Below are 20,607 nucleotides of genomic sequence, written 5' to 3' on the forward strand. Positions count from 1 at the left end.
GTCCGGCAGTGCAAACGCTGGGTGCTAAGAATAATTAACCCATGGGAGCCAACTTATTTTACGAGCGATTGATGTAAATATAGAAGATTTTACCATTTTACAGCTCCCTCTTTTTTGAAGGGCCTGCTGGATTTTCTAAAACAAATTATGTATCAGTTAATAATGAAGCAACTTCTTACTCTCATACTGACTATATTACTCTTAATCGCAACTGCAGCTTCAAGCCTAGCGCAAAAAGTAATTGTTCCTGTGTCAGATTATCCTCCATGGAGAATAGTAAACAACAGCAATGATATCAGTGGGGTCAATGTCGATATAACAAATGCCCTGCTGCAAAAAATGGGTCTGGAGGCCACCTATGTCATTCGCCCATGGAAACGGGCACAAAGGATGATGATGAAAGGCACAGCCGACCTTATGAGCGGACTGCTTAAACATGAGGATCGTGAACAATACATGGTCTTTCTTGATCCCCCATATAAGACATACAGCTCCAAGGCTTTTTATGTCTTGAAAGACAGATCTACTATAATTACATCCTACGAAGACCTATACAAATATAGAATCGGGGTAACCCTCGGCACAAAATTCTTTCCCAAATTTGACCACGACAATAACCTGAAAAAAGATATGGGAAAAGATGCGACAAACAATTTTAAAAAGCTGGAAGTTGGACGCATAGACACACTGATACTTACTGAAACGGTAGGTGATTACCTACGCTACAAACTTGGCTATCAGGATAAGGTGGAAAAAGCGGACTACGTATACAATAAGCCCCTTGCCGTCTACTTCGCTGTCTCAAAAAGATCTCCCTTGGCGCAAAGGGTTCCGGAACTCAATGCGGTCCTGAAAAAGATGCTGAAAACGGGAGAAATCCAAGATATTATCGACCGTTTTCTGGCTAAATATCAGACAGTTCAACGATAAACATTTAGCCCGATATACAAATACGTACTTGGACCAAACAGCAACTTTGTGCCGTTTCAACAGCACAGTAAACCATATTGACTTACGCAGACATGGGTGCGAAGTGTGGCTTCTATTCAAAGGAGAACGGAATGCGCATTTATATGGGATTTGATGATACTGATGACAAAGATGCCACCATCGGAACCGGACGCCTGGTGCGTGAATTTGTTTACAGGCTGGACAACGATTGTCATGTAATCGGCGTAGTCCGCCACCAGCTGCCCCGGCTGGATAACATTCCGTACACCTCCAACAACAGCTCGGCCTGTGCAATTATTGAAATTTCACCTGACAGCAATCTTGATTACCTGCGCGAGCAGGCCACAGAGCACCTGAACAAATATTGTGCTCCCGGCAGTGATCCGGGGCTGTGCATTGCCCGCGAAGATGAAGTAAACAGCGAAATTATCGACTTTTCCAAACAAGTTACCGGACGCAGACAAACTCAGCAGGACGCCATGCATGCCGCCCGCTCTATTGAGCTCTACGGACTGGGCGGAACTAATGACGGTATCATCGGAGCCACCGCCGCCGTAGGACTCACAGTTTACGGATGGTGCGGTCGATTCATCGAATACGGACGGCTGCGTGAGCTGGGCACGGACCTGCATGTTCAGGATCTGCTTGAAGCCGGAATCGATGTCATCTCCACGGACCGCGACCCGCTGGTGCCATTGCCCGGAGATGAAGTCCGCAATGGTTCATGGATCAGGCCCTCTCTCTGGGGAGGACGCCCGGTATTACAGGTTAAACGCATAGACTACGGCATCTGGGAACCGGCGCACGGCAAGCGCAAGAAAGGGCACAGCATGCAGACAGGTTCTAAAAACCGAACTACAGTCGTACCCCCCAATACTCCAATGTAATTTACGGCTACTGACCTTCCCGATAACGGGTAATGAAACTGTCCAGAGCGTCGCGCTGGCGTTCCATATGTATTATCCACGCTTCAAGAATCTCAAGGCCTTCCGGGGTGATGGCATACACGCGCTTAGCCGGACCGTCACCCTCAGCATCCCACTTTGATTCCACCAGACCTTCTTCATCCATCTGCCGCAGATGACGATAGATCATTCCGGGGGGCGCTTCTGCGCGCAAAAAACCATACCCGCTGATGGTTTGAATCAGTTCATAACCATATGAAGATCCTGACTTTAAAGCCAGCAACAACGATGGTTGCACATACCTTTGGGGCTTACCCCCACCTGCTTTTTTCGACATTTTTAACCTGTTCTTCTTGACTATATGTTCTTAGAGGATATATATCTAGTATAGACGAATATCCATAAAGACACAATAAACCGAGAGGAGGGCTTTATGAAAATTTTCGTAAGGGAAAGAGTTAAGGCCACAGATGGCGACAAGAGACCCCGTTACCGCGTAGTAGGTGTACAGGGTGAAGGTCTGACCTTAAAGGTCAAGCGCATCCGTAAGTGCGAGCTTAAAGAAATTGCCAAGCACACCGGAGCTGAGATCGTTTATCTGGAACGTGACGGCAAGGGCACCGAAGGCAAGAGAGACTAAAAAAACGGGGAACAGCTATGAAACTGTTCCCCGTTTTTAATTTGTTCAGAATTTAATCTTTATAGACAATCGTTCCGACGTGCTCTCCGCGCAATGCGGCATGTACGCATTCCGGATCACGCAGCACATCAATAATCTGGAACTGCTTAAGTGTCTTGGCGTTCTTGAGGAAGGTCAGGACAGCACGCTCGACAATCAGATCATCAAGGTCCATTTCAATCAACTCATCAACATGGATGCGATCGTAGAACTTGAGGGTTTCACGATCCTTGGCCTTTTTGGGATCGTCCTCGTAGAGGCCTTTTTCGTCCTTCAGATAAATAACAGACTTAGCACCTATATTTTCCGCCAGCAGGAAGGCACCGGAGTCAGTACGGTGCGGCGGGATTGAGCCTACTTCTGCCGGATGCTCGAAGAATCCGTAAGGCGGAATACCTGTAGTGATGGGCAGGTACCCCAGTTGGCAATACATGTTCAGCTGCTCAAGGTGCTCACCATGACCGATTTTTACACCGCCGCGTTTAGCCAGCAGTACAGAGAGCATTTCCGCGTTCTGCCATGAAACCTTATCGCCCAGCTTGGAAAGAACACCGGTAGGCATACCCAGGTCTACGCCGATATTGTACACGTGACGGGCACGGGTACCGCCTCCAGTCATGAGCAGTATTTTGTGCTCTTCCTTGGCCTTCACCAATTCATCAAGGATAGGCAGCAGAGCTTTCGCTCCGCGGTCCATGATGGACTGCCCACCAATCTTGAGAACATTAACCTCAGGCTGCATGTGGAAATAATTATCCGCTTCGGTATTACGCAAGCACTCCTTACCGACAAGAGATTCACCCAGCAGCTTGGTTTCTATATGCAGACGGCCTTTTTCGCCTTCTTCCTTAATCAATTTACCCATAAGAACCTCCGTTTTAGCAGTATTGTCATCCCTGAGGACTGCGGGATGATTAAGTGTAAACCAATCACAGCTATTGTGACACCTTAAACCTTGAAAAAATAATACTCAGCAGAATCCCGGCGCCAAAGGCCCATGCAAGATTCGAAAGAAGGGTGATACCAAGCATGACTGCAATTACGACCTGAGCTGATCTTGCAGTCATATCACGCATAGCAAGCACCAGCTGAACCCCGGCGAAAACCAGCAATACCCCAAGCACACCCATGGGGATAAGTTGCAGAACCTTTACTGCCCCCGATCCGAACCCTATTGCCAGCAGTACAAATAAAGCACCGATAATAAGGTTGGAACCGCATGTCCTCGCACCGAAGCGATAATGGGCAGCAAGACCACCTGCTCCGTGGCAAAGCGGCATGCCGCCAACCAGCGCGGCAAACCCGTTGGCAATACCCATGCTTATACACAAGGCCCGGTCAGTTACCCGCCGGCCTTCCGTACCGAAATATTCATGACTCAAATCACGGTTGGCGATAACCGCATTCCCCAGAGTCATGGGAATCTGGGGTAAGACCAGCGCCAGCAAGGCAAAAGAAAAATCATCCGCTGTGGGAAAACCGAAAGGCATGAATTGCGGCAGATGAAAACCTAAACTAAGGTCAGCCAACCCCTGCCATGCCCCCAACAATCCACCCAGAATCGCACCGCAGCCCACAACGACAAGTCCGGCGGGAAATCTCTTGCTGTTGATTAAGAGCAGAGTGATGATCCCGAAAAGAATTCCGAAGGCCACGCTAAGCGGCACAGGTCCGAAAGATTGAATAGCAAGAAACGGCTCAACTTTACCCTGTGCAGCCTGTAATGCACTGGTCCCGGCCGCGAGAGAAACACCTTTCAACAGCAGCAATATCCCGGTTGAAACCTGAACCCCGCGGATAACAGGCAGCGGAATCATCTTTGCCGCTTTTTTGACCAAACCGCTGGCACCGAGGAACAACATTAAAGCTGCAATTATAAACCCTGCCCCGGTAATCACCGTAGGACTAAGTGACTGGGCAATTGCATAAGCCGAAACCACCTTCATCGGCTGCACCGCAATGGGAACCCGATAGTATATTCCGCCGATGATGTAGAACAGGCCAACCGATAACAACACCCCGGTAGCCGAAAGCCCGTTAACCATAATCATGGCAAAGGCTAATGGCAGTAAGGCACCGAGATCACCAACGGCTCCGGCCCACTCCATCCTGTTGAAACTTATACGCACGGCAACTCCTATTTATGTCAGCTGTTTAACTACTACTGTATTATGTAATAAATTCACAACGATTTTAAAAGCTGACAGCCCAGACATAATTACATTTTTACACAAAAAAAACTCCCGATCAGCAATAACCGACCGGGAGCAGTATAGATGGGTGCTATTCGCTGCCTAATCTTCAAAGGCCATTGAGACTTTCCAAGCCTCCCAAACCTTACCTACGAGTTCCGGGCCGGGGCTGAGAACTGTCTTACCCGGTTTCCAACCTGAGGGGCAAACCTCAGCTGCACCTGTTGCCCGTACATGCTGATAAGCCTGAATCTGACGCAGGGTTTCAGATACATTACGACCGACAGGCGGAGTCAGTACTTCATACCCGACAATTACACCGTCAGGATCGATAAGGAAACGACCACGAATATCAACACCGGAATGTTCATCATAAACACCATACATTTCACCGACCTTACCACCGCCATCTGAAAGCATAGGAAAAGGAACCTTGCCCGCTGTGATCATTTTGGAAAGTTCATCATATTCCCACATCTTATGAACGAAGACGCTGTCTGTGCTCATGGAAAGGACCTGAACTCCGAGAGCTTCAAATTCAGCATGCTTTTCGGCGACCGCCGAAACTTCAGTTGCTCAGACAAAGGTAAAATCACCGGGGTAGAAACAAAGCACAACCCACTTGCCGGCATAATCGGAAAGTTTGACTTCTTTGAACCCGCCATCCTGATAAGCCATTGCGCTAAAATCAGGGGCTTTCTGTCCAGCTTTAATCATTTTTCCTGCTCCTTTAGATGTTTCGGAGGCAACATTTTCAACTTCAGGCTGTGCTTCCTCGGCGTTACTGCCGACAGGCTTTGAACAACCCACTTGAACTTTACTCATATTCTGATTCCTCCAATTTGGTTTTAAGGCCTTTATATCAGCAATACTTATTAGTAGAAACTACTTTTATCAAAAAAGTCGATACTTGTTTCAAGCACAAAAAAAGGGATGTCCTATTCAGGACATCCCTTGATATAAAGTATACTTATTACCTTTCTACCACGGCATGGGATCAGGCAGGATCACATCATCTGAGTAATCATACTGATCGAACTGCTCTGAAAACCAATCAAAAAATTCGAAGTAAGGAAAAATCTTACGACCGGCCTCAACCTTATCCAAGGCTTTTTCACCGCTCACATCAATCTTCTTGGAATCAAGAGCCATGATGGGAACCAGATCGTCAGGACAGACATAAGCAACATTGCCGACCACATAGTAGCGGATATCATATTCTTTGAAGGTAACCTTCTTCACTTCAGTCTTATTCATAAACACCTCACGCTTGATCTCATTAAATTCAGGTGGTCATAAATCAAATGAGAACAGCGCACAACTGTTTACAATTTTCGTTGGGTGTAAGCACTAAAATCCGTTTCCTTACGCTGAAACTCCCCTTCGAAAAAAGGAGATGATATCAAAAACTCAGCAGATGAACGGTTGCTTGCGGTGGGGATATTATAAAGAACAGCCAAACGCAGCAGCGCCTTAACATCAACATCGTGTGGTTGCGGCTGCATGGGGTCCCAGAAAAAGATCAGCACATCAATCTTACCTTCGGAAATCATGGCTCCAAGCTGTTGGTCGCCGCCCAGAGGACCGGATTTCATCCTGTGAACAGGCTTGAAATCGTACCCTTCTTCTGCCTTCTGCTCTCCCCTTTCCCTGATCATTTTCTCGACCAGCCCCCCGGTGGTACCGGTAGCAACAAGATTGTGCCGGGAAAGGATATTGTGATTACAGTCAACAAAATCAAGCAACTCTTTCTTGCAGTTGTCATGGGCAACCACAGCTATATTCTTTACCTTACTCATGGAAGTCATCCTATTAAATTTAAAGGTATTTATTTACTGCCACTATGACATGGCAAACAAGAAAAGTCACTGGGACAATATTAAGAATGGGAAAAGAAAGGTGTCATAAAAAAGGCTGCTGAAATTTCAGCAGCCAATTCAGCATATTTATGGAACTTATTAAAACCGTTCTTCCCATTCCTTAATCTTGAAACCGATGAGAACAAAATCATCATCCACAAGAATGGGACGTTTGACCAACATGCCGTCAGCGGCAATCAGCTCAAAAAGCTCAGCATCGCTCATGGCATCAATGGTCTCTTTCAACCCCATTTCCTTATATTTCTTGCCGTTGGTATTTACGAACTTTTTCTTATCCACCCCGGCAATCTTCTGCCATGCAAGAAATTCATCTTTGGTCGGGGTCTCTTTAACTATATGGCGGATGGTGAAATCAATACCTTTTTCCTCAAGCCAAGCCTTGGCTTTGCGGGAAGTGGTTCAACTTGGGTAATGTACTAAAATCATAATATATCATCTCCGTCTGATGGTTGCAGGCAATTCTTATTACCAGTCCCATTAATAACACAGATGAATAACGGCTACAATTATAGAGAAAACTTAAAAAGACCAAAAGTCACGGCAGGAAGCCAGTTCCTGCTTGAGCACCTCTTCATAATTATCCCCAAGCCGAACAGCCATATACCTATGCTGGGCCTCGGCTGCTGCGGCTAAAAAGCCTTCCACTTTCTTGGCAGTGCTATGGTAAATATGGCGAATTGTAACCTGATGATCGACCACTACCGGAAAACCAGCTCGGTGGAGATCCAGAGAATTCCAGACATCCACCCCGTAGCCGAAGATATTGCCTTCGTAATCAAGCCCGCCGATTTTGTTCAGACATTTAATGTTGAATAGCGGAGAAATTCCATCAATATAAGGCACAGTAGAATATTGCATCCCCGGTTTTTCTATCATCTGAGGATGATACGGGCTGCGGTGGGTGGCCGGAGAATACACTCCCACAGGTCCTATCTTGGCATCCAGCTGTTCCAGACGTTTCCATGCCTTAAGGATGTGCGGAGGCTTTGATCCGAACCAGATATCATTATTCAAAAACCAGAGATGGGTGTAGCCCCTGCTTTGAAATTCTTTAAGGCAGTAGTCCAGTGCTCCCGCCCAATATAAATTTTCGTCCAACCTGCGCCATGCCCCGATAAAAGGTTCCGGCGCATGGTTATCAAGCACGTAAATATGTTCCGCCCACTTGGGATCGGACTCCTCGAGCTGCTCTTTGACCCTTGAAGTAAGGGCCGGATCACCATAATGCAGGATAACAAGCGCCAACCGTCTGTCTGCCACAGCAAACTCCTTGCAATGAATAAGGATTAACTAGTAAAGAAATACTCTAGAAGTTATTAACAATTCCATCAAGGGCAGTATCATGGACACATTCTGGAACAGGCTCCCACGAGAACTTGCAGAAAAATTTCTGGCCGGGGGCGTCGGGCGCACTCATTTAACATCCATCGGCTACAAATGCATAGAACTCAGTAAAAACGATCCCGCCAACAGTGAATTATTCATCAAGCTGGCCTTTGAAACCCTGATTTCTGCATGGTGCCATGATCCCCTGAATCTGCAAAGCGCACAGCTGCAGCAAAACCTTATGGGGCAGGAAGGACCGAACTCACCAATGGGCAAAATGCTGACCCGCATTGTGGAAGAGTCCCACAAAGACGACTTCAGTGCGCAGGAAAAACGTTTGCGCAACCTGATCAGCAGGGAAAGATATGAGCAGGCAGCAGAAGTGCTGACCCAATTGCTCGATGAATTTCCCGCTTCACTTGCCCTGTTGAAAATTTCAAAGGAACTCTACGAAGCCACAGATGAGGAGCCGTTCCTCAATGCATCCTTACAATTGTTAGAAAATATCGATTTCAGCTCAATGGAACCGCTGCACGATTTTCTTTCCGCTAATCTGGCTTTCGCACAGTGTGAATACTCGCAGGCTGCCATTAATTATGAAAATGCCTACAACACAGGCTCATTCCCGGAAGCACTGCCCCGTCTGGGAGAATGTCTGCTGCGCATGGGCAACCGAGCTGATGCAATCAGACTTTATAAGCAGGATACAGAAGCACGCCCTTGGCGGATCAATACCCTGCTGCGCACTGCGGACCTGATAAGCGAAACCGATCTCTTAAGCTCTCCCCCTCCGGGTAAAGTAGCGATTCTGATTTACAGCTACAACAAGGCCGAAGAACTGGACGCCACCCTTGAAGCCGTATTCGCTGCAAAATATGAAAACACTTTTCTAGCCGTGCTGGATAACGGCAGCATTGACGGTACCCCAGCAGTCATAGACAAATGGGAAGCTGAATCCAAGACAAGGGATGATCTGCCCTTAATCCGTTTTGACTTGCATGTGAACATCGGTGCCCCTGCTGCCCGTAACTGGCTGCTCTTTCATCCTCAAATTGCAGAGGCTGACTTTGCTGCTTTTCTTGATGATGACGCCCTGCCACCACAGGACTGGTTGCTCAAGCTTGGGGCTGCAATAAAGAATTATCCTGATGCCGGTGTCTGGGGCTGCAAAGTTGTGGATGCTCCAAATCCGCGTAAGCTTCAAAGCGTAGACCTCCACATCAAGAATGAAAGAGGAGCAGACGGTCCGCAACTGCGAACTACCGACATCCAACTCCAAACAATGGATTATGGGCAGTTTGATTATATGCGGCCCTGCGGTTCAGTCACCGGATGCTGCCACATCATACGCATGGATGACCTTGGTACGACAGGCGGATTCGACATCCGTTTTTCGCCTTCACAATTTGACGATCTCGACCGGGACTTACGACTCTGCCTGAAAAATAAGGTCCCGGTATACCAAGGTCACCTACGGGTCAGACATTTGAAAAGAACCGGGGTTGCCGGAGCAACCAGCAAAAAAGCTGCTGCCATCCAGATAGGTAACCAATCCCGCCTGGATATGAAATATTCATCAGTAGAAACCCGCGACATAAGCGAAGCAGACTTCAAAGCGACCCTTGCAGATGTTCTGCGAAAAGAAAAGATAGTGAAAAATTAAAAAGGTCTCCGGATAAAACTCCGGAGACCTTTATTCATGATTGATTGGACCCTGCCTTAGAACTTCTCAAAATCACTATCATCAGCTTCCATATCCAGACTTAGTCCTCCCATATCAGAAGACGAGGCCGCTGCTACAGGCTTAGGAGCCGGACGGGAGGGGACGACCGAAGCCTCTTTTACCGGTTTATCAACAGGGTTGTGGCTAACCGGCAATGCTCTAGGCTGTGAATATCTAGAACTGCCATAACCGCTGACCTTGAAGAAAGACATGGTGTTTTCCAGCAAAGCACTCTGAGATGAGAGTTCCTCACTGGTGGATGCCATTTCTTCAGAGGCCGAAGCATTCTGCTGGATAACGGAATCAAGCTGGGTAATAGCTTTGCTGATCTGCTCTGCACCGGAATTCTGTTCAGTACTGGCGGATGCTATTTCCTGTACCAATTCTGCTGTTTTCTGAATATTTGGGACAAGATTATCGAGCATATCTCCGGCTTTTTCAGCCACGGTCACTGTAGTAGTCGAAAGTTCGCTGATTTCTCCGGCGGCGTTACCGCTTCTCTCAGCCAGCTTACGCACTTCAGCAGCAACAACGGCAAACCCTTTACCATGCTCCCCGGCACGCGCAGCTTCAATGGCGGCATTAAGTGCAAGCAGGTTGGTCTGTCGGGCAATTTCTTCAATAATGGAAATCTTCTCAGCAATATTCTTCATTGCTGAAACAGCCTCGGAAACAGCCCCACCGCTTTCCTGAGCATCCGAAGCAGACTTGAGGGCAATCTCTTCGGTTGTCTGAGCGTTCAGGGTGTTCTGTTTGATATTGCTGGCCATTTCCTCAATAGAGGCGGAGACTTCCTCAATTGATGCAGCCTGTTCCGTGGCCCCCTGTGAAAGTCCTTCAGCGGAGGCTGAGAGTTCTGTACTGCCGGAAGCTACATTACTTGCACCGGCCCTGACATCAGAAACAACCTGCGTGAGTTGTGCTGCCATGTTGCGCATATTTCCATAAACACCGATTGCAGGCTCTACAAATTTGAGATCCAGATCCCCCCCGGCAATGCTCTGGGCAATATTTGCAATCTCAGCCGGATCACTGCCAAGCTGGCGATTAACAGTTCTAATGATAAAACCAGCAGTGACAATACCAATGGCAAGGGCAATAAGGCTGATGCCGACCGCCATCATAATAGCCTGATTATTCGCAGCTTGGAGTTTGGGGCCCAGCACTTCCTGATCAGCCATGACAGAAAGTTTCACGTCTTCAATATTATTGGCAATAGAAGGTCCAAGTTTATCAAGATGGCCTTCTACTATATCATTGCGAGTGAAAATAACCTTAGTCAAACTGGCAAAAGCACCCATATATTTTTCTTTCAAATTAATGACTTCACTCAGGAGACGGCGACGTTCAGGATTTTGCAGGCTACGATCCAGATCATCCAACAACTTACTAAGATCTTTCGCCTCACTTTTTACCCTATCAACTGAAGCCTTAGAGTTGTCGTCCAAAAATTTAAGCACAGATAATCTGGCAAGCAGCAGGTTACGCATGGCATGACCGCTTAAGACTGCTGCGCTCATATCATTATCCCGCTCTGCTGTTTGTAAAATACGAGTTAACTTCTGCTCCATCAGAGGACCATTCACGTTCAGTACGTCATTTACATAATGATTGCTCTCCACCCTGAATTCTTTGATTTTTTCAAAGTATTCTCCATACTCCCGTACTTCCGCATCAGCCTTAGTAATAAGAGAAGCTCTTTCCGGCTTCTGGATTTCACTGACGGCCTCATCCATGAACCCGCGCATCTTTGCATAGTAATCGTCATATTCCTTGAGGTCCTCTTCACTACCTGTAAGGATAAAATCCTTAACATTCATACGGACCATAAGCATATTGGCTTGCAAGCGCCCACTTAGATTGGTGTCCGTTGCCAATCCCCGATATTGGGTAAAACCTTCACTGGAATTTTCAAGTGCCCAGAATGAGATGACAGCCAAAATAAGGAGCAAGCCAAGAACAGAACCAAAACCTAGCATTAGTTTTGCCGACAATTTCATTTTATCCCCCAAAAAGGCTACTGAGTGAATCTGCTAAACAAGGCATAAAACAATAACTATGAAAAATCATAATAACTCAAATTTTAGTTTATTTAAAAGGGAAATGAATTTTTTTTTAACTAACTCTGATGGCAAACAACAAATCTTTATACAACAAGTACTTACTCTCAATAAACAATGAAAAAAGGCCGGCTGATGAAAAATGCAGCCGACCTTAAAGACGTTATCCTATTATAAATTTGGAAAATTAACCCTCTCCGTACTCATCTCCAGCTTTAGGGAAAGATCCTAGATGCGGTACAATAGCTTTGCCCAGCCAATCAATTGTACGTCCGAGATGAACCATATTTGCAATACCTTCATCATCGTTTAGTACTTCACCCTTATTCAATCCGTACCCCATGTTCCAGTAGGTGGAACCCGGCATGACCATACCGTTAATCTGGTAGAGATGGTTGATACTGTCAAAGACATGGGTCGCACCGCCACGTCGTACAGCAACTGCAGCCCCGCCGATTTTTCCTTCGAACTGTCGGTCGTTTGCAAGGGCAACCATGCCGGCACGGTCAATCAGTGCCTTAATTTCGGCTGACACGTCAGCAAAATATGTGGGAGAACCAATGACAACAGCATCAGCGCGGACCATTTTCTCATAGACTTCATTAAGCTTGTCGTTATCAACAACACACTTGCTGTCCTTATTTTCCCAGCATTTCATACAGGCCATGCAACCACGTATCTTTTTGCCACCAAGTTGATACAACTCAGTTTCCCACCCTGCACTTTCAAGTGGTTCCAAAACTTTTTGCAGCATGCTTTCAGTATTACCGCCCTTACGGGGACTACCATTAATTGCAAGTACGTACATAACTCTCTCCCTGTATATGTTCTTCGTAAATAAACCGTCCAAAGTACGGCCCCATCTTCATGTAACATAAAGCTTTAAAAACAAGATTGCCTATTCATACTCATATGGCAGGGTTAGACATCATACTTTTAGCTGAAAGTTTATTTCATCAGAGAAAAGAAAAAAATTACGGGGTAGGGCTAAGCATTCGCTGCATCAAACATCTGACAGAAACCAATCCGGCAAATTCCCCCCTGTTAGTCACGGCAATTGGATCAAATGTATAACTGCCTTCACGGGAAAGGGCGCTGCGGGCAACTTCTTCCAGCCCTGACTCAGAAGGAAGCACCAATAGTTCCTTATCCATAACCACGGATACCGGACGGTCCAGAAAAAGGGCCTTATCTGTTTCCTTGCGCACTATTTCATCCATACGCCCTTTAGTGATCATGCCCACCGGAGAGAGCCCATCAAGAACAATCAAACAGGACCATTCACCGCTGTCACGCAGCTTTAAAAGGGCATCGGAAACTTTGCTGTCAATTGCAATAGTATCTGCAGGCCAAACCATTTCTCCCAGCGAGCCTTCCAAATCCTGATCCATAGCATCGGCTTTACCTATAACCTGATAGGTACGGATGGAATGCTGAATACCTTTGACAGAAATAGCCTCTCGTCCCAAACAACGGAAATCTTCTTTCACTAATGCCCATGTTTCATGGGAAATCAAAATCTGATCCGGCGGAGCATTCTGCTCTAAGCGGGCAGCGACATTAACCTGACCGCCTATAATGGTGTAATCCATAAGCTGCTTGGAGCCGAAGTTTCCCACAGTACAAAAACCCGTGTTGATTCCCATTCGGATTTTAAACGGACTGGAAATACCAAGCTCAAACCACTCCTGCTGCATTTCCTTGATGGCATCGCGCATCTCAATAGCCATATTCAAACATGCTACCGCATCCTCTTTGTAGCCTTGGGACACAGGATCGCCGAAAAAGATAAGCACCGCGTCACCTATATATTTATCGATAGTCCCCCCATGTTTCAGTGCGATGGATGCCATCCGGTCAAGATAATTATTCAGCAGAGCGGTCATATCCTCAGGTTCCATACGCTCAGTGGTGGAAGTGAAACCTACGATATCGGAGAAAAAGATAGTCAGTTTTTTGCGCTTGGCACCGATGAGAGTATCCTGAGTGCCTTCAAAGATGGATTCGTAAACCTGAGGGGAAAGATACCTTCCCAGTTTATCTGACAACTCTGCCAGCCTGTCTCCCTGCTCTTTCTGGATCAATGCGGAAGCAACACGCCGTAAAACCATCGGCGGACTTAAAGGGCGGTATATAAAATCAAAAACACCGGCCTCAAAATAGCTGTATTCTTCCTCAGGACGAGTTTCTCCTGTGATCAAAAGAAGAGGAATATTGCGAGTCGGTTCGCTCAGCTTGAGCCTTCTGCCCAGTTCCCGACAATCGACTTCAGGTAAATCTGCGTCCAAAAGGATTAGATCCGGCTGTTCTTTTGCCGCTATTTCAAACAGATGCGCCCCATTCATTGCCATGAGCAAGGCATAATCATTACGCAGAATTTCCGCGAAGACATCCATTTCAGGTTTATTTCTATCTACAATAAATATTGTCGGGCGGTTCCTTTTCGGCACAATAATTCTCCTTTTTCAACCTGCCTTTCAAACCATCTTTACCCAACTGCAAAGGATATTAAAACATAAATATGACAAACCATATAAGCAAAAGATTTTTCTAGAATCGCTTAGTCCTAACAAAAAAGACCCTCAACAAACGAGGGTCTTTAGATTTTATTCACTGTTGCGGCGTAGGCGTAAGGACACGGAAATAAAGGCAATCAACACTAAGAAAAGCAAACTATATTCATCGTTAACCCCAACGGTACATCCGGTTCCGCTGCCACCAGCGCTGTTTATACCAAGAATCTGGGGATCATCTATCACCCCGGGGTCCGGGTTTTCATCATAAGGCCCGCCATCCTTTACCACTGAGACAATATAATATGGAGCCGTGGCGTTTAATGCCCGGACGGGATCAACATATTTACCGGACACGTCTGTCAGCCACCAATTCCCATCTGTATAATCCTCAAAATTGGCATAGTTGAAATATGTATTAGTGCCGTTACTAAAAAGCTTTGCGAGAGTTAATTCGTTTGCCTTAACTTCAGGCAGCCCGGTTGCAGCATATCGAACGCTGAGAACCCCGCCTGCTTGAGTCTGGACACAAAACGCAGACTGATCACTGTAAACATTATCAAATGCTGTTCCATATACGGTATTTACATTTTGAGCTGTACGTGTCTCACGGGTCTTACTTAAAAATGTAGAAGTGGGCGCATCGGGCTGATCTGTATTAAGTTCAATCTCTCCTGATGTCGGAGTATCACCGACCATTGCGCTCATCGCCAAGGCATAGGGCTGAGGCCCGACAGGAATATTATAAGCCGAGATTTCCGCCGTATATGTGCCTTTCTGCGGCTTATTGATTGTCACCGAAACGGTATTATTCAAACGGTCAAAGCTGGTTGCAGCAACCTTTGTCCTGAAGGTAACCCCCATACCGGGCGTGATAGATGCCTGCTGCCAAAGACCGCCGACCTTAACCAAACCGCGTGTAGTAGGATTTCCAATCTGACAATAAACGCCTGATGAACTTCCGCTCTTTTCTACAGCTACCACCACGCTACCGTCAGCAATGGTAAGTCCAACCGGTAAGGCATATTCTCCTGACGGAATGTATGCGAAGGTCTTTCTGAAAATTTCATCTCCCACTCCACCGTCATACCGGTAAACAACGATGGAAACCTCTTCAGCTATGCTGCCACTATTAGAATATGCAAGAATAACCGACTCAAGAGTAGATGGATAAGAAGGAGGAGTAACCCGTACACCAATTGCGCTGCCTTTATACATACCGCTAACACTGGTAACATACAGGTACTTAGTCAAAGGACTGAGACCTACCGCGTTATCAGGGTAAACCCATGTACCATCAGGCTGCCTGACCCTTAAGTCCAGATCATTAACCAGCCCACCGCCAACCGCAGACGATCCGGGATAGTCAGTCCACCCAAGTGTCGCCTTAAACGGTTTTACGTCATTCTCAACTTCAAAGGTAAAATTGCGCAGGTAGGTATTATCTGCAGGAGCGGAATCTTTTACGTCATGATACTCAACCTTGTATCGGGCATCAGAGTTGACAGAAGCCTCAAGATTAACCCGTCCCCAGCCCTGAACATCATCGGGAGCCGCATGAACTTCCTGCGTAGTCCCTGTCCCATACTGACCGGGGACAAGAGAAACCGCCCCGTGAATAAGGCCGGTCTTGACCAGAGCGGCACTTGGTTCGGCTATACTTTCTTCCTTAATCAGATACTCGCGGAAGACGGCCGCTGTACCAGAGACCAGAGGGGTAGCCATGCTGGTCCCGCCTGACCAATAATAGTCATCGTTAAAAGCACCCCACCCGTTACCGTACTGTGCTGAAGAACGGGTGGAAAGGAGATTAGTGCCCGGCGCAATAACCTCCGGCTTGTAGCGGCCGTCAATGGTTGGACCTCGACTGGAAAAAGCAGCCACACCATACGGCTTGTCAGAAGTAGGATCAGAACCGATAGGATCGGCGTAAGTCCTGAATTCCCCCCAGCTTCTGGCTGCAAATCCCTCCGTGCTTCCAGTGCGGTACGACTCTGAAGCCCCTACTGACAGGCAGTTCTTTGCTGTCGCCGGAGTATCGATACAATACAGATCAACGATACCGTCCTGGTCTTTGTCATAGCCAGCATTACCCGCGGCAAAAAGAATCAAAAAATCTTTATTAGTCCACATGAACTCATCGACACTGACAGACTCACTGCTATAATCCCCGACACCGGAAGTACCCCAGCTGTTGCTATGGATACGGGCTCCTGCATCAAAAGCCGGCTGGAAAAGATTTGTGAGATCCGATGGTATGCCCGGTAAACGGGAGCTGCCATCATCAGCCCCAACGCTTTGAACATAAAGCCGGGCCTTGGGCGCTATACCAGCATAACAGCTGGAAGGGAATTTATTCTCAGCAGGAGAAGATCCTGACTCCACTCCGTTTCCAGCAATAATCCCGGCAACATGAGTTCCGTGTCCGCTATAGTCCTTGATACTTGCCCCTGAAAACACGTTATTGCTGACAACTCTGCTTCCACCCTGACCGTCACTGAAATCCTCATGAAGAGTATCAACATCTCCGGTATCAATTCCGCTGTCACAAACAGCGACAATCTGCCCATCACCAAAAAACTTGCTGCCTGAAACAGGCCAGACTTTATCCTGCACTGAACGGGCTTCGATTATACCCACTGCAATATTATTATCGGTGCGATGTTCCGGTGCTTTCTCAATCCATTTAACTCCCTTGATGTCTTTAAGACCGCCCACTTCCTGAATTGAAATCCTGACTTCGAGCTGAACTTTCCACTCAGATGACGAGCTTGAAAGGACAGAGCCGCCTGCCGAACGGATTTCCTGTTCCAGTGAACGCACATCTTCGCCGGGGAAAGCAACCACCCTAACATCCAGCAGACTGCCCTGCTCTTTAAGCTTACCGGGAGTAATATCGTAGATATCGCTCGACAGCTTCAAATCAGCCTCATATTCGCCGAGCCAACGAACAAAACTAAGCCCCTCTACGGCAGCAGCCTTTGCAGTCACAAGCTTAATGATAAATGCGTACTGAGGAATATAGTCGTAAAACACCGCCCCCAGATCGGCTAGCGATTCTTTCCACGCAGATTGCACAGGCCCTGAGAACTGCACGACATAATAATCATATTGTTCAACTATCGGGGGGGCGGAAAAGAATAAACGTCTTGAGAAAGTTTCTTTTGATACAGTGCTGGTATCACTAGATTTTACAGAGGAGGATGAAGTCGTATCCGGTAGAAAAAGGGAGGCGCCCGGAGAACTTTCCAAAGGATCAACCTGTTGATTCTGGAAAAACAGTTTAGGCGTTGATAACGCACCATCTTCTGACGATGCAGATTTAGACGACACCAAGACAAAAACAGTACAAAACAAAAACAATTGTATAACTACAGCAAAATGAGATCGGCGCACTATATATTCCCTTAGTATTCGTTGTTATGCTGCAATATTAAACAACGTACTATCATGTCAAGAAATATGAGATTGAGTTTTCGCCCAGACAAAACATCCGAGAAATAAAACACTCTCGACTAGTGAATCGGGACTCTGTAATAAACATTACCGTTATCTATTTTAAAACCAAGCTTGGAATACAACTTCTGTGCATTGAGATTCTTTGTGCCAGTTTTAAGTTCGATTCTTATAGCATTTGTTGAGCGGGCAAACTTGATCGCTTCATCAATAAGGACATTAGCCACTCCTAATCTTCTGAATTTACTGGATACGCCCAAATCATTCAGAATCCATATCCTTTCCAGTGCCAGAGTTGAATAAGAAGGATATAAATTTACAAAACCCATAACTTCATCATTATCATTAATAGCTATAAATGTTGCTGCATCGTTGTTTTCCAAAATTCTTTTAAAAAACGCCTTCGTTGCTTCATCTCTTTTTCCAAAACCACAGAATTCGCGGTACTCATCAACGACATCTACTAAATCCTCAAGATACTTTTCACTAAGTGGTTTTACTAACATTTTTTGCCTCATTTATTATTTATAAACAATAGAATACGAGTAAAAATTACCCTTCTATCACTCCGATATCATTTTGAATCCATTATATACTCAACAAAAAAAGGACTTACAATATCAATTGTAAGTCCTTGAAATATCTATATAGCTATGGAGGACTAAAGTCTCCGCGACACCAAATTCTCAAACAAGGCAATCAATCATATTCAATCTGACACCATTAGTAATTATGTTGTTTTTTCAATACCTTAAATTAAAGATACTGCCAAACTTTGCCAATGTTTTTTTCCATAACGGCAACGGCGCAAAGATCTGTAAAAGCAATTCCCACGACCTCGGCCTTCAGATGGTCATCCGCCTGCTTTTTATTGAAGGCATCCATGATCTCGACAGACTCGCTTCGATTGCGTGATTTAGGAGAACTGCCGTCATGGGTACGAGGGTGGTAGCCGATATAAATGCTTTTGACTTTCTTATATTCTGCGTTCATTTCCTGTCCTCATTGTTTTTGATTGTTCTGCATTTGTTCAGAGATCACTATATGTCTTAAAAGACATACTAGCAAAGTGGAAGCAGAAAATGAATTTATATAATTTTATTCACTTTCTTACACTAAATTCATCTTCCGTGTTGCGAAGAACAATCCAAACGAAAAAAGGACTCACGATGAAAATCGTGAGTCCTTAAAAAAATTCTGGTGGAAACGACTAATCAATATTCAGCTTTTTGATACGGCTGGCAAGAGTTGTAGGCTTTAAACCCAACAATTTTGCGGCACCATCAGTTCCATATATTTTACCCCGACACAGTTTGAGGGCTCTTTCTATGTTTTCTTTCTGTAGCTGACCCATTTCCTGCTCAGTTAGTATCTGCTTATTGAAATCGCTGGCTAGGGGTTGTTCAGCTGACGGTAACTCTGACTTTAAACTGTTAAAGAAATCTAGATTCCTTGGGTCAGAGCTGGAAGTGATCGCAAAACGTTCAACTATATTTTGAAGCTCTCTAACATTACCGGGCCATGAATATTGAGCCAGCTTTTGTAGCTGTGCAGCCGTAAATTGAAATACAGGGCGTTTAATTTCTAAAAGAAATTGCTTTAAGAAATGATTTGCCAAGAGCACAATATCTTCTTTTCGCTCTCGTAGCGGAGGGACATCAATGGGAAAGACATTAAGCCGAAAATAGAGATCTTCCCTGAACCTTCCATTTTCAACCTCGGTTTTAAGATCCTTGTTGGTTGCGGCAATAATCCTTACGTCAACCTTACGAGTCTTTTCCTCCCCGACACGTTCATACTCTCCTTCCTGCAGAATCCTAAGCAGGTGAGCCTGCTGTTCAAGGGGGATCTCCCCTATTTCATCAAGAAACAGCGTTCCCTTGTGCGCAGCACCGAATTTACCGACCCTGTTCTCAACAGCACCGGAAAATGCCCCTTTAACATGACCAAAAAATTCACTGGAAAACAAATCCTTGGGAATGGAAGCGCAATTAACTTTAATCATGGGCCTGCTTCGGCGTGCGCTTCGCTGATGAAGTTCGCGGGCAACCAGTTCTTTTCCTGTTCCTGATTCTCCCAGTATCAACACGCTGGCATCTGTGGATGCTACGAGGTCTATCTGCTGGATAATTCTCTGTAATGGAGCACTTTGACCAATAAACCCGCCGAAAGATGTCGAACTCAACAGCTCTTCACGTAAATAGCTGTTTTCGGACTCAAGACGACGGCTCAGTTCTTCTATTTTCTCAAAAGCGCGCGCATTAACAAGTGCTGCCGCAGCATGGTTTGAGATAATATTCAATATATCAAGAGCGGGTTGAGCGATTTCACTCTTGGTAAAAACAGCCAGAACGCCCATGGTTTCACCATGGTAAACCATCGGTTGACCGGCAAATCCATTTATTCCTTCTCGCTTTGCCCAGTCCTGATGGAGTATCCACTTTGAGTCTTTGGATATTGATTTCACTATGACGGGAGTACCTGTGGCAGCGATGTGTCCTACCTTTCTGGCTCCTAAAGGAAAACGTCGATGATCACCGTCAATACGAGCCCAATCTACAGCAGAATCAAAAACGGACTGTCCTGCGCTGGCAACTAAGTGCAGACATTCTTTTTGATTCAGACACTCATCATGTAAAGGGCATGAGGGACAGATATCACCATTTTTGATCAGCCAGATTCGCGCGAGGGAAATATTCGGGAATTGGGCCAGCCGATTTACGATAAGAGTGAAAAGAGATCCGGTAGACCTTTGTTGCCCCATCTCCAGTAAAAGAGATTGCACTTTCTCATTCCTGAAGTGAAAAGTTTTTTCGTCTGCCATACCTGAAGTTCTAAACATAATTATTCCGGCTGACAATAGAAATGGCTGCGCACATAGTCTTATGGGGCAGGACATGGGGATATTATTTTGAGGTTGGT

18 protein-coding genes and 1 pseudogene are annotated in these 20,607 nt (G+C 46.0%); 4 read left to right on the plus strand and 15 right to left on the minus strand.

What is annotated here, in order from left to right:
• The first annotated feature begins 162 nt into the window (after positions 1-162).
• Together ACNI23_RS18170 and ACNI23_RS18175 are read left to right on the plus strand one after the other, a co-directional pair.
• Positions 163-930 (plus strand): substrate-binding periplasmic protein, encoded by a 768-nt coding sequence (locus ACNI23_RS18170; RefSeq protein WP_420250684.1) that lies wholly within the window; start codon positions 163-165, stop codon positions 928-930.
• Positions 931-1,061: 131 nt separating this feature from the next.
• Positions 1,062-1,838 (plus strand): hypothetical protein, encoded by a 777-nt coding sequence (locus tag ACNI23_RS18175; protein ID WP_420250685.1) that lies wholly within the window; start codon positions 1,062-1,064, stop codon positions 1,836-1,838.
• Between the two features lie 7 nt (positions 1,839-1,845).
• Here the strand turns inward: ACNI23_RS18175 and ACNI23_RS18180 are convergent, their stop codons facing one another.
• Positions 1,846-2,193: a helix-turn-helix transcriptional regulator gene (locus tag ACNI23_RS18180; protein ID WP_420250686.1), complete on the minus strand. Its 348-nt coding sequence runs from the start codon at positions 2,191-2,193 to the stop codon at positions 1,846-1,848.
• A gap of 96 nt (positions 2,194-2,289) precedes the next feature.
• Here ACNI23_RS18180 and ACNI23_RS18185 point away from each other — a divergent pair, with 96 nt between their 5' ends.
• Positions 2,290-2,496: a hypothetical protein gene (locus tag ACNI23_RS18185; protein ID WP_420250687.1), complete on the plus strand. Its 207-nt coding sequence runs from the start codon at positions 2,290-2,292 to the stop codon at positions 2,494-2,496.
• Positions 2,497-2,548: 52 nt separating this feature from the next.
• Here the strand turns inward: ACNI23_RS18185 and ACNI23_RS18190 are convergent, their stop codons facing one another.
• From ACNI23_RS18190 to ACNI23_RS18220, 7 genes and pseudogenes are all read right to left on the minus strand, one after another.
• Positions 2,549-3,400 carry an amino acid kinase family protein gene (locus ACNI23_RS18190; protein WP_420250688.1) on the minus strand — a complete coding sequence of 284 codons (852 nt, stop codon included), beginning with the start codon at positions 3,398-3,400 and terminating at the stop codon, positions 2,549-2,551.
• Positions 3,401-3,470: 70 nt separating this feature from the next.
• Positions 3,471-4,664, minus strand: coding sequence for a putative sulfate/molybdate transporter (locus ACNI23_RS18195; RefSeq protein ID WP_420250689.1), 1,194 nt, complete (start codon positions 4,662-4,664; stop codon positions 3,471-3,473).
• 165 nt (positions 4,665-4,829) lie between these two features.
• Positions 4,830-5,552 carry a thioredoxin-dependent peroxiredoxin gene (gene prxU, locus ACNI23_RS18200; protein ID WP_420250690.1) on the minus strand — a complete coding sequence of 241 codons (723 nt, stop codon included), beginning with the start codon at positions 5,550-5,552 and terminating at the stop codon, positions 4,830-4,832.
• A gap of 156 nt (positions 5,553-5,708) precedes the next feature.
• The gene (locus ACNI23_RS18205) at positions 5,709-5,984 is read right to left on the minus strand and encodes a hypothetical protein (protein WP_420250691.1); all 276 of its coding nucleotides are present in this window, start codon (positions 5,982-5,984) and stop codon (positions 5,709-5,711) included.
• Positions 5,985-6,052: 68 nt separating this feature from the next.
• Complete coding sequence (locus ACNI23_RS18210; RefSeq protein ID WP_420250692.1) at positions 6,053-6,526, minus strand: methylglyoxal synthase; 474 nt, start codon at positions 6,524-6,526, stop codon at positions 6,053-6,055.
• A gap of 159 nt (positions 6,527-6,685) precedes the next feature.
• Positions 6,686-6,994 (minus strand): annotated as a pseudogene (locus ACNI23_RS18215) (Spx/MgsR family RNA polymerase-binding regulatory protein); the annotation flags it as partial.
• A gap of 132 nt (positions 6,995-7,126) precedes the next feature.
• Positions 7,127-7,867 (minus strand): glycosyltransferase family protein, encoded by a 741-nt coding sequence (locus tag ACNI23_RS18220; RefSeq protein ID WP_420250693.1) that lies wholly within the window; start codon positions 7,865-7,867, stop codon positions 7,127-7,129.
• Between the two features lie 82 nt (positions 7,868-7,949).
• Between ACNI23_RS18220 and ACNI23_RS18225 the strand changes: the two genes are divergently transcribed.
• The gene (locus ACNI23_RS18225) at positions 7,950-9,596 is read left to right on the plus strand and encodes a glycosyltransferase (RefSeq protein ID WP_420250694.1); all 1,647 of its coding nucleotides are present in this window, start codon (positions 7,950-7,952) and stop codon (positions 9,594-9,596) included.
• A gap of 56 nt (positions 9,597-9,652) precedes the next feature.
• Here ACNI23_RS18225 and ACNI23_RS18230 read toward each other — a convergent pair whose 3' ends face one another.
• The 7 genes from ACNI23_RS18230 to ACNI23_RS18260 form a co-directional block, all read right to left on the minus strand.
• Positions 9,653-11,656 carry a HAMP domain-containing methyl-accepting chemotaxis protein gene (locus ACNI23_RS18230; protein WP_420250695.1) on the minus strand — a complete coding sequence of 668 codons (2,004 nt, stop codon included), beginning with the start codon at positions 11,654-11,656 and terminating at the stop codon, positions 9,653-9,655.
• A gap of 247 nt (positions 11,657-11,903) precedes the next feature.
• Entirely contained in the window at positions 11,904-12,524 is a 621-nt protein-coding gene (locus ACNI23_RS18235; RefSeq protein WP_420250696.1) for a flavodoxin family protein, read from the minus strand.
• A gap of 166 nt (positions 12,525-12,690) precedes the next feature.
• On the minus strand, positions 12,691-14,166 hold the full coding sequence (locus ACNI23_RS18240) for an adenylate/guanylate cyclase domain-containing protein (protein ID WP_420250697.1): 1,476 nt from the start codon (positions 14,164-14,166) through the stop codon (positions 12,691-12,693).
• Positions 14,167-14,322: 156 nt separating this feature from the next.
• Positions 14,323-17,625 carry a S8 family serine peptidase gene (locus ACNI23_RS18245; protein ID WP_490722703.1) on the minus strand — a complete coding sequence of 1,101 codons (3,303 nt, stop codon included), beginning with the start codon at positions 17,623-17,625 and terminating at the stop codon, positions 14,323-14,325.
• A gap of 119 nt (positions 17,626-17,744) precedes the next feature.
• A complete protein-coding gene (locus ACNI23_RS18250; protein ID WP_420250700.1) occupies positions 17,745-18,191 on the minus strand; it encodes a GNAT family N-acetyltransferase in 447 nt (148 codons plus the stop codon).
• 250 nt (positions 18,192-18,441) lie between these two features.
• On the minus strand, positions 18,442-18,678 hold the full coding sequence (locus tag ACNI23_RS18255) for a hypothetical protein (RefSeq protein WP_420250702.1): 237 nt from the start codon (positions 18,676-18,678) through the stop codon (positions 18,442-18,444).
• A 217-nt stretch (positions 18,679-18,895) separates the two neighbouring features.
• Positions 18,896-20,527: a sigma-54-dependent Fis family transcriptional regulator gene (locus ACNI23_RS18260; protein WP_420250703.1), complete on the minus strand. Its 1,632-nt coding sequence runs from the start codon at positions 20,525-20,527 to the stop codon at positions 18,896-18,898.
• Positions 20,528-20,607 lie beyond the last annotated feature (80 nt).

Source organism: Maridesulfovibrio pacificus (SeqCode) (assembly GCF_048612815.1).
In the GTDB taxonomy this organism is placed as follows: Bacteria; Desulfobacterota; Desulfovibrionia; order Desulfovibrionales; family Desulfovibrionaceae; genus Maridesulfovibrio; species Maridesulfovibrio pacificus.